Origin of the sequence: Streptomyces sp. NPDC058653, assembly GCF_042716895.1 — a bacterium.
Taxonomy (GTDB): domain Bacteria; phylum Actinomycetota; class Actinomycetes; order Streptomycetales; family Streptomycetaceae; genus Streptomyces.
In genome coordinates, this window is the sequence record NZ_JBHXRM010000082.1 from 1 (window position 1) to 13,596 (window position 13,596).

Genomic DNA, 13,596 nt, shown 5'->3' on the forward strand with positions numbered 1-13,596 from the left:
CGACCGGATGGCATCCGGTCGCGGCCCCGGCCGCCGGTGCGGTTCTGGTACGCCGCGCCGCCGAACTCCCCTCCTCAGCGCGGGTGGTGCGCCCCGGGGGCCGGGAACGGAGCGTGCTGTCGGGTGGTCGCGCGTTCCCGCTCCCGTCGGTGTGCCTCCTCGACGGCGTGCAGACGCCGGGTGGAGCGGCGGGCGGCCCAGGCGACCACCAGCAGGGCGAGACCAAGCAGCGGGTAGCCCATGGCGATCTTCGCGAAGCCGAGCCATCCGGTCTCGTCGGAGTCGTAGAGCCACTGCTGGACCACGAAGCGGGCGGCGAAGACCGCGGCCAAGGCCAGGGTCGCGATGTCGTAGTAGAAGCGGCAGATCCGGTCCTCGCGCCAGGTGTCGCCCTTGCCGGTCACGCCGTTCCAGACCAGGCCCGCCAGCGGGCGGCGGACGATCACGGACGCCGTGAAGACGACGGCACCGGCCAGGCTCAGCCAGATACCCACGAGGAAGTAGTCCTTCGCGGAACCGGTCCACCAGGAGATTCCGGCGGCGAACGCGACGCCGAGCAGCCCGTTGACGGCGGGCGCGACCGATTCCTTGCGGATGAGGCGTAGGGCCATCACGGCGAGGGCGACGGCGAAGGCGGTGACGATCGCGCCGTTGAGGCCGAGCAGGGAGTTCGCCAGGACGAACGCCACGACGGGGAGTGTCATGTAGAGCATGCCGGGGACGCCGCCCCACTGCTCCAGCATCGTCTTGTTCCGGTGCGGGCCACCGCCCGGCTCCTGTCGTACGCCGCTGGTGTCTGTCGTGTCGCTCCCACGTGGAATGAGGTCAGTCATGATGCGTCATCAACTCATCTCTGTCGGATGGGACGGTCCGGCTCATCGACCGTGCGGGTCGTTTTCCCCCCAACTCGCCAGGCAATCAACGGCCTAGGGAATTAGGTACTAAGGAGTTCGCCGGGGCAACGGATGGGATGGAGCACGGGTTCGGAAAGGAGCGCGCGCAGGCCGGCAGCGGGAGGGGCGGGCCGCGTGTCAGACGGTGCGAGCCCGCTGCTTGGCGGCCTGCATGTCGGCGACGACCTCGGTCACCATGCGCAACGAGGCGTCGTCCAGGACGTTGCCGAACTCGATGACCTCGACGCGTCCCTCCAGCCGGGAGGCGAGGTCCGGCATCTCGCTGGGGACGACGGCGAGGTCGATGCCCGTGAGATCGGTGTCGGCGGCGCCGGTGAGCACCCGGATGTTGGTGATGCCTGACTGGACCAGGGAGTCCCGGATGCTCGCCGCCTGGTCGTCGGTGGTGTAGTAGATGCCGACGGTACGGTCCCGGGGGAGGGAGGCGATCCGCACCAGGGTCCGGATGTGGGGGGCGACGACGATGCCGACCACCTCGGTGGTCTGCCTGTCCCACAGTCCGCGGACGGCGGCGAGGTGGAAGAACGTGGTGAGGACCAGGTCGGCGGGCTCGTCGAGTGCCTCGAACTCGCCGAGCACCAAGGGTTTCACCCGCAAGCCGAGGCGTTCCTCGAACTCGTCGGCGAAGTAGCCGGCCCGGTCGGCGTTGCACTCGACGAAGCAGATCTTGAGCTGGTTCTCCTCGGCCCGGACCGCCAGGGTCGAGGCGATCATCTGGATCTCGGCGGCAGTGAGTCCGAGGTCCAGGCATTCGGCCACCGCCGCACCGAGGATGGTCCGTGCCCGGTCGCGGGCCGGGAAGCCCGGTTCGTCGGGCCCGGTCTCCGCCACCGCGGTGCCACCGCGGCCCCGGGCCTCGACCAGGCCGAGTTCGCGGAGCTCGGCGTAGGCACGGGCGACGGTGTTGCGGTTGACACGGAGGTTGTCGGCCAGCAGCCGGGCGCTGGGCAGGATCGATCCGGCCTCCAGGTCACCGCTCTCGATCATGAAGGTCAGCTGGGTGACGATCTGGTGGTAGATGGGCATGCCGGACTGGCGGTTGAGCTGGATTTCGTTGCCCACCACAGCCGGTCGCTCCCTTCGGACGAGAGCCAACCGTACCCTTCCCCGGTCTCGGTTCGTCCGCCCGACCGTGACACTCCGTCGCAGGCGGGGCCGTACCCGGCCGTAGGGGCGGTCCGGCCGACGGCTCGGCGCTGTCACGAACTCCAGCCGCCGCCGACGGCCCTGCTGGAGAGGTAGGAGCCGCGCAGGGCCTTGCGCAGGCCGGGTACGGCGGTGTCGAAGTGGGCGGCGAGTTCGTGGAACCGCTTGCGGTGTGCGCGGGCTTCCTTCGCGGTCAGAACGGTGTTGACCTCCGTCTCCGCAGCGAGGACGGCGAGCGTGACGTCCTTGACGGGAAGGGCCGACGGGTCGGTGCCGGAGAGGACGGCGGCACGGACCCGCTCCTGGAGGCCGCGGACCTGCTCGGGCTCCGTGACCGTGACCCGGTCGGTCCGGAGCACCCCGAGGAGGGAGGCGCGGGTGACGTCGAGGGCTCCGGTGTCGGCGAGCTGGTCGCGTACGGGCCGGTCCGCGGTGTGGGCCTTGTTGTGGACGAACTGGAGCCAGTTCTTCGGTTTCCCGGTCGGCAGGTCCTGCCACACTTCGGCGAGGAAGGAGTCGTCAGGCGCGGTGTCGGTGAGCCGTTCGACCTTTCCGCCGTCGGCCCCGAGGAGCCCGTCCAGGGTCATCTCGGCCAGCGCGCCGGCCCGCAGCAACTGGCCGCGGCCCTGGAGGTTGAGCAGTTCGAACGTGCCTTTGTCGACGGTGTAGCAGAGCAGGTAGAGCTGCTGGGGCAGGGTCCGTGCGGTCGGTGACATCACATCTCCTCGGCTGTGGTGACGGATCGGTCATGGGTGCGTTCGCCGAGATGGCGGGCCAGGAAGTGGTCGGCCGTGCGGAAGAGGTCCTTGTTGTTCTCGGGATTGACGAAGCCGTGACCCTCGTCCGGCTTGACCAGATAGGTGACGTCGACACCCCGGGAGCGGAGGCTCTCGACGATGCGGTCGGACTCGGCCTGGACGACGCGGACGTCGTTCGCCCCCTGGACGACCATGAGGGGGGTGCGGATGTCGTCCACCCGGCTGAGCGGGGAGCGGGCCCACAGGTGGGGCTGCTGCTCCGGGTCGTCGGGATTGCCCGCGTACAGGTACCAGTTGTTGGTCAGGTGGGGCTTCACGAACTCCGGTACGGTCCGCAGGAAGTTCGCCAGGTCCGAGACGCCGAAGCAGTCGATCGCCGCGGCGAAGACGTCAGGGGTGAACGCGGCCCCGACCAAGGCGGCGTAGCCCCCGTAGGAGGCGCCGAAGATCGCGACCCGCTCCGGGTCCGCGATGTCTCGGCCGACGGCCCAGCGGACGGCGTCGAGCAGGTCGTCGTGCATCTTGCCGGCCAACTCGCCGATGCCGGCCTTCAGATGGGCTTTGCCGAAGCCGGTCGAGCCCCGGAAGTTGACCTGGAGCACCGCGTACCCCCGGTTGGCGAGCAGCTGTACCGCCGGGTCGAAACTACAGCTGTCACGGCTCCAGGGTCCGCCGTGGACCAGCAGCACCAGCGGGATGGCCGACCGCTCCCCGGCCACCGGCAGCGTCAGATAGGACGGGAGAGACAGCCCGTCGCGCGCGGGGATCGTCACCGGCTCCATGGGCGCCAGCGCGGCCGGATCCAGGTCGGGGCGGGAGCGGAAGAGCAGTCGGCCGTCGCCCGTCGCGTGGTCGTAGAGGTAGGTGACGCCGGGGGCGCGGTCGTCGGCGAAGCTGACGACCCAGCGCATCCCGTCCAGGTCCGACGACAGGGCGGCGATGTCCCCGCCGTACAGCTTCTCCACGTTCTCCAGCACCGCCGCGAAGTGCGGGTCCAACGGGCGGATCACCTGGCGCGCGCCCAGATACCGTGCCCCGATCAGCTCTCCGGTGCGCCGGTCGCGGACGAGCGGGGGCGGGAGCGAGGGAAAGACCGCGCAGCGTGTGTCGAGGTCGAACTCCGGATGACTGTCGACCTCGGCCTCCTCGCCGGTGGCAAGGTCGAGACGCGCCAGGCAGGTCCGGTCCTGGTGGCGGTTGGACCCGATCCACAGGCCGGTGCCGTCCGGGGTGAGCGTGAACGGGTGCACACCCAACGGGTAGTCCGACCCGGCGAACCTCGCCAGCGGTTCCGCCGCCCCCGCCTCCGGGGCCCACCGGGAGAGTTCGAGGTCGCCGCCGGGTCCCAGGCCGTGGACGTACACCTCCCCGGACGGGGTGCAGAGGAAGTCCCCCGCTCTCCCGGGGTTCCGCGCGAGCACGGTCGTCTCCCCGGAGGCGACGACGATCTCGTAGAGGTCGAACGCGGCGGGATCCCGGCGGTTCATCCGCAGCAGCACCCGTCCCGGACGTGAGGGCGGAGACTCGACGCCCATGACCCGGACGCCGGCGAACGGAGTCAGATCGACGGCCACGGCGCCGGGATCGTCCAGGTCGACCCGGTACAGGTGCCAGTTCTCGTCGCCGTCGAAGTCCTGCTCGTACAGCAGCCAGCGCGGGTCGTCCGCCCAGTGGTAGACGTGCACGCTCCGGTTGTCGTCCGCCGTCACGCACCGGGCGTCGGACAGGTCTCCGTCGGCGTCGGCCACCCAGACGTTCAGCCGCTCCCGCCATGGGGCCAGAAAAGCGATCCGCCTTCCGTCGGCGGAGATCGACGCTCCCGCGCGCTCCGGCGGGTCGAAGAGTTCTTCCACGGTCAGATGCGGCACCTCGCTCGGTGCACTCCGCATGTCCTCACTCCTGACGTCTCGTCCGATTGTCACCAGACGACAGTATGTCACTAAGTGACAGAAGCGACAAGGTGCGCTTCCCCGGTCTGCCCCAGGACCAACGTGGTTTCCCATGAGCCGGCGGAGCGCTCGGACCCCGTACGCCGGATTACGGGAGCGGCCCCGCTGGCTGTCTTGGCTGGGGTGACCGGGGTGTCCGGTCGGGCGGGCACCCCGGTCACCTCGTGCGGTTGGGATGGTGTCAGCGGGTCTTGACGGGAGTGAGGGTGAAGCCGTTGTTGGGCTTGCCGGCGAGGAGGTCGGCCAGGCCGCCGCTGAGGGCGTAGGTGGTGCCGTCGGGGCCGGCGGTGACGTCGCTGGTGACGGGGTCGTTGACGGTGTCGGTGGTCTTGACGGTGGCGCTCTTCCAGCCGTTGCGGGACGTCACGTGCTGGATCCGGGCGGGCTTGCCGGTCAGCAGGCCGCTGCTGACGGCCGTAAGGGAGCCGTCCTTGAGCAGCCGCATGCCCGCCACAGGGGCTGCGAGGGGTGCGGAGAGCTTGATGGGCCGGGCCCGGTCGGGATGCTTGACCGGCACCCGGACGAGGGAGCCGTCGGCCATGGTGATGACCAGCTGGTCGCCCTCCACCCACTCCACCGCTGTCATGCCGACGTTGTCGAGGAGGTTGGGGATGTCGAGTTCGCCCTGGAGGAGGCTGTCGCGCACGAGGACCGTGGCCCGGCCCTTGCGGTCGATACGGAACACGGTGGGGGTCAGCTCGTCGACGGCGTAGGCGGTGCCGTCGGGCGCCACCGTGATGTCGGAGATGAGGTGCTGCCTGCCGTCCAGGACGAGCGCGGTCAGGTCCACGCACCAGTTCTGCTCGCCGGTCTCCAGGTCGTAGCTTCCCACGCCGGCGACGCGGAAGGGGGCGTCGGTACGGGACTGTTCGGCCGTGCCGTAGTCCACGTTGCCCACCAGAACGCGGCCCCGCCGGGGATCGGGGACAACGGCCTGGGCCGAGGTCATCTCGGGGTCGTCGATGAGGACCCGGACCGTTCCACCCGGTGTGACGGCGTGAACCTTGCCCTGCTTGAGCGAGCCGACCAGGAACGTCTTCGATGCCGTGTCGTAGCCCAGGGAGTGGGGGAACACATTGGCCCCGTCCGCCTTGATCACACCAGGTCCCGGACGTCCCTGACCGGTCGGCGTCGGCCGGCTCACGGTACGTTCGACGGCGGTGTCCTCGCCGGAGCCGCCGGACGACCCGTTCACGGCCAGTGCCGTCCCGGTCGCCGCAACCACGACGAGCGCCGCGCCCGCGACCACCGCCTTCACCTTCAGGCTCCTGCCCCTCCCCGCCCGTGGGTCCGATCCCAGCGCCGGGGAGCCGTCCACGATGTCGCGGCCCAGCAGGGCGGCCAGCCGGTCGAGCGCGCCGGCACCGGCCGGGGCTGACTTGGAGGGACCGAACGGGCTGGGCGCGCCCGCCGGCAGCTGGGTGAGCAGGTTGGCCGCGAACTCGGCCTCGGGCTCGACCAGCGCGTCGGCGAACACCACGGTCCGCCCCAGCGCACGGGCCAGGTCCCATCCATGGACCAGGTGCTCCAGGGTCTGCAGGTGCAGGGCCACGGCCCCGGGCACCTCGCCGAGGGGGATCCGCACCGTCCGCTCCAGCGCGCCGGCCTCGGCGAAAGCGGCTGCCAGCGCCGCGCCGCTCTGCCGGAAGGACTCGGACGCCGGCCCGGCCTGGCCGGTCAGCGCGATACGGAAGGAACTCTGGCCGTCCTGGAGATGATCGACCAGTTCCCGGACGCTCCAGTCGGAACAGGGAGTGGGATTGCCCCACTGGTCGTCGCCGATGGACTCGACGAGCACGGCGACGGTGTCGACGGCAGTGACAAAGCTGGCGGACATGATGATGACCTCGCGACGGCGTGCGACATCGCCCGGCGACCACGACGGTCCCGGCTGCGCACGCAAGTTGGGATGAAGGACAGGAAGAACGAACTACACGTGGCGAATCGGTAAGGAACGAACTAACGGGGCAGAGCGATGTCCGTGCTGAGCGGCCGCACGTGGTCGTTGGTGTGAGGCAGCAGGCGCAGCGCCGCCTCTGACGCGGAGTCACGTTCGGCGGTGACCACCACCAGCCGCAGCCCCGGATCCTGCGGAACGGCTATCGAGTGCTGCATCACCCGCAGTTCACCGACGAGGGGATGTGTCATCCGGTACCCGGCGACGTCCCAGGCCCGCACCCGGTGCTCCGCCCACAGACCGGCGAACGCCTTGCTGTTCATCGACAGCTCACCGATCAGCGCCGCGAGCTGCGGATCGTCCGGATACTTCCCCGCCAGCAACCGCAGTCGCCCCACCACGTCACGGGCCTTGTGCCGCCAGTCCGCACCGTAGAGATCCCGGGTGTGCGGATCGGTGAACAACATCCGCACCGTATTCGGACGCGTCTCCGCACGCTCCGGAGCCGCCCGGTCCAGATGCCCCGCGATCAGCGCGTGCCCCGCCGGGTTCCACGCCAGCACATGACTGCGCCGGCCCAGAAGGATCACGGGTGCGGAACTACCGAAAGCATCCAGGAGTTGCCGCACTTCCGCCGTGACACGATCCGCCGGCAACCGGCTCTTGCGGGCCCGGGGGCCGGCTTGTACCAGAGTGTGCAGATGGGAACGCTCCGCGTCACTCAGCTGCAGGGCACCGGCCAACGCGTCCACCACCTGGGGCGAGGCTTTGGATGTCCCCTGCTCCAGCCGGATCAGATACGCCACGCTGATCCCCGCCAGCTGGGCGACCTCTTCACGGCGCAACCCCGGCACCCGCCGCCGCTCACCGAAGTCCGGCAGACTCAGATCAGCGGGCTTCAACTGCGCGCGCCGCGCCGCGATGAACTCGCCTAGTTCGCTCATGACGGAAATTCTGCACCGGTCCACGAGAAACAGCCTGCTACAAAATGTCGCACCCGACAGGCCCGACCAAAGCGGACAATCCGTCTCGGCCCACCTCGCCTTCCGGTTTCAACACAACCACCGTCACGACGGTCTTCTGAGACTTCGGAAAGCCGGTGAAGGTCACCGTGCCGCGGGCGGTCGGCATCGTCCGTGTACCGTCCGCCAGGAGCTTCGTCGTTGTGCGGGGACGGTTCGACACGTGTCACACCGCCGGTTCCGAAAGGGCTCGGTGTTCTACTCGCTGAACCTCGTCAGGGGAAGCGCCTTGTCCACCCGGGCGGCGGCCAGGTCGTCGCGGCGGATCGTGAAACTTCCGTAGTAGTACTCGTCGGCCACGGGAAAGCGCGCGAGCGACATCCATTCGCTCGTCAGCCGGTGCTTCTCCTTCTCCACGTGGGAAGACCACTTCGCCATCGGGACGACGATCTCGCCGGCCTTCTCGAGCCCCGCGAGGGTCTGCTCCGCAATGCTCGTGATCACCTCGTCGTCGGCGTACCCGCCGATACGGGCGCTCGCGAGCCCTTCGCCGGGCCAGAGGTCGTGGGCGAGAGCGCGGAGTTCGTCCAGGTGCGGGACATCACGCTCCAGATCACGGGCCAACTGCTGCCGGAAAGGCGACAGATCGTCCCAGTCCTCGTCCTCGTCCTCCTCTTCGTCCGTCCCGAACCAAGGGGGCAGCTCGGCGAGGAGCGTGGCGCTGACGTCGTACTGCTCGCCGGTGAACCCGGAGTGGGGGGATTCCGCGACCGCGGTATTGGTGCCGTCCTGTACGTATACGACTCGCGCGTACTTCCCGGTTTCGTCCGGATAATCCTTCTCGTGGTCCAGGAAGAAGAGCAGCGTCCCGTCCGTCGGCAGGTCGAAGCCGTCGGTTCTCGGCAGCGCTCCGCAGTCGACGGAGAAGATGAACGGCAACGGACTGTCGCCGGCGGACGGCCAGTTCATGCCCACTGGCAGCCGGGGCAACCCGCCGAACTGCCCGACCGGAGCACCGCCGGAACCCCCGCCCAACCCGATCGACAGACGGAGGTGCCGGCTGAACCTGCTGATCTCGTCGTCCGGGATGCCCAGCTCAAGCGCTGCACGACGAAACTGCCCCTGGTGATCCATGCCCACCATGATGGCTTCCCCTCCAACCCGCCTGCACCGTCGGGGCGTTGGTGGGCAGACGACCTACTCCGCGGACAGCCGCCGACGACCAGCACGAGCATCCCGGCTCCGGGGCGCCCCCGCCGGACCGCACGGTCGGACAGCAACTCTGTCCGGCCGTGCGGTGTGCGGTGTGCGGTGCCGGAGGGTCAGTTCTTCAGGGCGAGGGCCCAGACATGGAGAGCAGGGGCGCCTGGGGTGAGCGCTCCGAGAGCGGGGAGGGTGACGGAGGCGAGGGTCTTGGTGGGGTTGAGGGGGACGGTGAGGGAGAAGAGGTTTCCGGTGTGCTGGTGGGTGGTGTTGCCCTGGCGGTTCTGGTAGGCCGAGCTGACGGCGAGCGCGCCGCCCGCCGGGGGCTCGGTGGCGAACCAGTCGGGTGCGGTGAGGGCGTAGCTCTGCGACGTGCCGTCGGTGTAGGTGAGGGTGCCGGTCCCGGTGACCGGGCCGTTGCTCCCGGAGATGAGGAAGCCGAGGGAACCGCCGGACCCGCTGTGGGTGATGATCTGGCCGTTGGCGACCGTGTTGTCGGGCGTGCCCGCCGGCACATCGGGCATCGTGAAGTCGACGCCCGAGGACGATACCGTCGCGCCCGGTGCTGCCCCGGCGTCGCTGAGAGCGGTCGCCGAGTAGCTGGCCTTGGCGCCGTCGAAGTTACCCGGGCCGGTGTTGTCGTCGGCGCTTATCCCGACGTTGTCAAAGCTGGCGGCCAGCGAGGGCGCGCGGACCGGCGGGTCGAGGCCGATCTGGACCGGCCCGAGGTGCTTGGCGGTGGTCGCGGCAGTGCCGGTGACCTGGGCGAAGCCGTACGCGGTGGTGGGTGCGGCGGTGTCCTGGATCAGATAGGACTTGCCTGCCTTCGCCGGCAGGGTGAATGTGGGCGCTGTGGTGGGCCGCACCACGACGGCTCCGGTGGAGCCGTCGACGACCTCCGCCGAGTGACCGGCCTTTCCGGCCCAGGGGTTACGGACGGTTATGGTCCCGGTGCTTCCCGCGGTCAGGGCCGCTGTCGTGAGAGTGCCGTTCTGCACCTGGACGTGGACCTTGGAGCGGTTGTGGACGTACACGGTGCCGGAGACGTCCCAGGTGGACGGCCAGGCCGGAGCGAAGCGCAAGGTGCCGTCGTAGTCGGTCGCGAGCGCCTCGTTGAGCGCGGTGCCGACGGTGGCGGACTGCTCGAGGTAGGGCTCGGTCCCCGGTGTGCCGCCGAACGCACTCGACGCTCCTGAGATGAACGCCTGGTATCGCTGGGTGATGCTCACGAGGTTGGCCTTGACCTCGCCGGACAGGCCGAGGCGCGCCGCCTGGACCGCGTCGAGGCTCCAGTTGCCGCCTCTGTTGGGGCGGTTCATGAAGGTACGGACGGCAAGCGAGGTGAGGGGGGAGTCGTCACCGATCAGGCTGTAGGGCCAGACCGGCTCCAGACCGATGTTCTCACCGTTCCGAATGGGGGCGGCGGGCTCGTAGGAGTCGGCGATGACATTGGTGCCGTCGGCATCGGACGAGGGAGGCAACAGTTGCGTGTGCGTTGCCGCGTCGGTGCGGGCGTACGGCCTGATCTGGGTCTGCGCCACCTTGAGACGCGCGGCCAGGCCGGAGTCCTTGTGCAGCAGCTTCGCCGCGGCGACGGTGGCTGGGAACAGTGCCGCGCCGGCGGCGAGGTTGGTGGTCGGGTCGGCGACATCCCACTGGGTCTCGTGGGCGTTGGCGGTGGAGTGCAGGTAGCCGTCGGAGCCGACAGTCTGGAACGCGAGCAGGAAGATGGAGGACTGCTGCATCAGCGGGTAGTACTTCCGCAGGAAGGACCGGTCTCCGGTGTACTGGTACTGCCGCCAGATCCACAGGGAGATCTCGGCTCCCGAGGTGACGGTCGTCGCGTTGTAGCCGGGTGCGGAAGCCAGACTGCACGAGGCGTTGGTGGTGCCACCGTCGTACCACCCGTTGCCGTTGAAGCGCATCGTCTCCGGGACGCACGCGCCGGGTTTGCCGCCCATGTGCTCCTTGGTCCACGCCTGGATGGCGGGCAGGTTGTCGAGGTACATGTCGAAGATGGGGACGTTGTCGTCGAAGTTGCCCGCGCTCATGTTCGTGGCGATCTCCGCGCGCAGGTTCCAGAGCCAGAAGCCCGCCGGGTACCAGTCCTGGTGGTCCTTGCTGAAGTTGAACATGTTGGCCACGCCGGCCTGGCTTCCTCCGTACCGGCCGCCCATGGAGGCGGCCTCGTTGTAGAGGTAGAGCGTGCGGAGGTTCTCCATGTACTCACCGGAGCCGTCGGGGGAGGAGATCTTCATGAGGGCGGTGCTGCCCCAGAAGGAGTTCCAGTGCCTGGCCTGGGCGGCGAGCAGCGACGACTTGGAGGAGGTGGCGTCCGAACCGATCAGTCGTGACGCGGTGCTCGCGGCGTTGCCGCCGGTCCAGTGCGGGGCGCCGACCACGACACGGAACGAACCGTCGGCGTGAGGTGTGAAACGCACGCGCACCGATCTGGGGTCGGCCACGTCGGCGGAGACGTTCCGGCCGCCGGCGGTGATCGCGGCGAGTGAACCGAAGGTCTCGCCCGACGCGCCCTGGGCGGTGTTGTCGACCCAGGTCTCGGCAAGGGTGCCGATGCGGCCCCGGGCCGAGGCGGTGGGGGTGCGCGGGGACCACAGCTGGACGGTCGCGGTCTGTGCGGTGGCCGGGTCGGCTCCGGTCACGTCGACGATCAGTTCGTCCTTGCCGGAAGCCACCCAGATCTTCGCCGTCATGCCGCCCCCCGACTGGTTGAGGACGCCGTTGTAGATGTCGAGGGTCGCCTTGAAGTCCGGCGCGGTGGTCATCGGGGCCAGGCCGGGAATCCGCACCTGTCCGGGCGACTTGCGGTCGGGCATGGTGTCACTGCGGTTGAGCTGGGCGGTGAAGCCGTCGGCGGCCCACGCCGCGACACCGAGAGTGCCGTTGCCCAGCGGCAGGTGCTGGGTGGCGTCGGTGTTGGGCCTGGCCAGCACGACGTTGGAACGCCCGACAACGCCGGCGGCGTTCTGTGAGAACGCGCCGTTCCGCCAGGCGGTGGTGAGTGGGGCGGCGCTCGCCGGGGGCGCGGGAGCGACCGCGACGGTCAGGGCCGCGGTCAGGCCCACAGCGGCTGTCAACGAGGTGAGGCGTCTCAAACCGGTTCTTCGAAGCACGAGTTCTCCTTCGAGGGGAAGCAGGGGGTGCTCAGCGCGGAGACCGTCAGGACGGCAAGGACCGCAAGGACGGCGCGGGTGCGGCGGCGGGAGTCCGCTCCGGGAGAGGTGGTGACTCTCATTGCTGTCGTGCCCTTCTTGTACTCCGAAGACAGGCAGAGTTCCGTGCGATGTCGATCAGGTGCTCTCGGACACGGAGGGCTCTGGGCCCGCGTCGGAGGCCGAGCCGGTCCGGCCGCTGAGTACGCACATGGTATCGATACCATTCGGTTTTGTTCCCACCGAGGAGCTACCAAAATGCCGGACTCCCTGCGTACGACACCGAGCCCTGCCACCTGCCGGTAGTCCGAAATCCGGGTCGGGCTGGGCCACAGCGGCCGGGCCCTGCCGCCCGACTCCGTGCCGGCGGTGACGGCAGGTCAGGCACCGCTAGGCCCATGCGGAAGAATGGTGGCGCGAGGTTGTGGCGGAAGTGAGGGAGGAAGATGCCGAGGCAGGGACGGAAGCCGACGCCGACGATGGCCGACGTGGCCAGGCACGCCGGGGTGGCACCGATGACGGTTTCCCGGGCGCTCCAGGACGATCCGCGGGTCGCGCCTTCGACCCGCGTCAAGGTCCTGGCCTCCGTCGCGGCGCTGGGTTACCGGCTCAACGAGGTCGCCCGCAGCTTGCGGGCCGGGCAGAGCAGCGATCTGCTGGGGCTCGTCGTCACCAACCTTGCCAACCCCTTCTACGCGCAACTGGCCCTGGGAGTGGAGTCGCTCGCCGCCGAGCACGGCATGACGATGGTGCTCGGCAACACCGCGGAAGACCACGGACGCGAGAGGGAACTCGTCGACAACCTCGTCTCACGCCGTGTCAGCGGCATCGTTGTGGTGCCCGCCGGCAACGACCACTCCCACCTGCGGCCGTCGGCCCTCGACGGCATTCCCGCCGTACTGGCCACTCGCCCGCCGTCGGGGGCGGATCTGGACTGTGTCCTGGTGGACGATTTCGGCGGCGCCACGGCCGCGACACGCAGGTTGACCGAGGCCGGCCACCGACGTATCGGTTTCCTCGGCCCTCTCCCCGGCCTGTGGACCAGCGCCGAGCGCTTTCGCGGCTTCGGGGCCGCCCTGGCCGAGGCCGGGCTGGAGCCCGACGAACGGTACGTACGCTTCGGCCTGCGCGACGTCAGGGCGGCCGAACACGCCGCCAGGGAGATCCTGAGCCTGCCGGACCCGCCCACCGCTCTGTTCACCGCCAACAACCGCAACACCATCGGCGCGGTCCGCGCCGTCACCGACGCTCACCCCGCCGCCGCGCTCGCCGGTTTCGACGACTTCGAGTTCGCCGACATGCTCGGCGTGCCGCTGACCCTGGCCGCCTACGACCCCGCCGAGATCGGCGTGCAAGCCACGCAACTGCTCATCGACCGCATCGCACAGACCGACGACGGCACACCACGCCGCATCGTGGTCCCCACAACGCTCACTCACCACGGACAGCCGCACCCCCGCCTTCCGAGCGGAGATCCATCGCCTTGAGGAAATCCGCGCCGCGATCGTTGGCCGACTCGCCGCCTTCCCAGGTGGGGACCCGGGTTGCTTGACCGGGGTCAGCGGCTCGCCGCCGTCCACTCCACGCCACGGAC

9 protein-coding genes are annotated in these 13,596 nt (G+C 69.5%); 1 reads left to right on the forward strand and 8 read right to left on the reverse strand.

The window, feature by feature from the left end; translation table 11 throughout:
• Positions 1 to 74: 74 nt before the first annotated feature.
• The 8 genes from ACFWU9_RS35865 to ACFWU9_RS35900 form a co-directional block, all read right to left on the reverse strand.
• Positions 75 to 833: a DUF3159 domain-containing protein gene (locus ACFWU9_RS35865; RefSeq protein WP_384325284.1), complete on the reverse strand. Its 759-nt coding sequence runs from the start codon at positions 831 to 833 to the stop codon at positions 75 to 77.
• A 198-nt stretch (positions 834 to 1,031) separates the two neighbouring features.
• On the reverse strand, positions 1,032 to 1,979 hold the full coding sequence (locus ACFWU9_RS35870; RefSeq protein WP_384325285.1) for a GntR family transcriptional regulator: 948 nt from the start codon (positions 1,977 to 1,979) through the stop codon (positions 1,032 to 1,034).
• A 134-nt stretch (positions 1,980 to 2,113) separates the two neighbouring features.
• The gene (locus tag ACFWU9_RS35875; protein WP_384325286.1) at positions 2,114 to 2,776 is read right to left on the reverse strand and encodes a GPP34 family phosphoprotein; all 663 of its coding nucleotides are present in this window, start codon (positions 2,774 to 2,776) and stop codon (positions 2,114 to 2,116) included.
• Positions 2,776 to 4,707 carry a S9 family peptidase gene (locus tag ACFWU9_RS35880; protein ID WP_384325287.1) on the reverse strand — a complete coding sequence of 644 codons (1,932 nt, stop codon included), beginning with the start codon at positions 4,705 to 4,707 and terminating at the stop codon, positions 2,776 to 2,778. Before ACFWU9_RS35880 ends, ACFWU9_RS35875 begins: the two co-directional genes overlap by 1 nt.
• Before the next feature lie 241 nt (positions 4,708 to 4,948).
• A complete protein-coding gene (locus ACFWU9_RS35885) occupies positions 4,949 to 6,604 on the reverse strand; it encodes a TIGR03086 family metal-binding protein (RefSeq protein ID WP_384325288.1) in 1,656 nt (551 codons plus the stop codon).
• A gap of 122 nt (positions 6,605 to 6,726) precedes the next feature.
• Entirely contained in the window at positions 6,727 to 7,608 is an 882-nt protein-coding gene (locus ACFWU9_RS35890; RefSeq protein WP_384325289.1) for a helix-turn-helix domain-containing protein, read from the reverse strand.
• Between the two features lie 276 nt (positions 7,609 to 7,884).
• Positions 7,885 to 8,760 carry a DUF1963 domain-containing protein gene (locus tag ACFWU9_RS35895; RefSeq protein ID WP_384325290.1) on the reverse strand — a complete coding sequence of 292 codons (876 nt, stop codon included), beginning with the start codon at positions 8,758 to 8,760 and terminating at the stop codon, positions 7,885 to 7,887.
• A gap of 188 nt (positions 8,761 to 8,948) precedes the next feature.
• Positions 8,949 to 11,927 (reverse strand): hypothetical protein, encoded by a 2,979-nt coding sequence (locus ACFWU9_RS35900; protein WP_384325291.1) that lies wholly within the window; start codon positions 11,925 to 11,927, stop codon positions 8,949 to 8,951.
• A gap of 554 nt (positions 11,928 to 12,481) precedes the next feature.
• Here ACFWU9_RS35900 and ACFWU9_RS35905 point away from each other — a divergent pair.
• Positions 12,482 to 13,489: a LacI family DNA-binding transcriptional regulator gene (locus ACFWU9_RS35905; protein WP_384325292.1), complete on the forward strand. Its 1,008-nt coding sequence runs from the start codon at positions 12,482 to 12,484 to the stop codon at positions 13,487 to 13,489.
• Positions 13,490 to 13,596 lie beyond the last annotated feature (107 nt).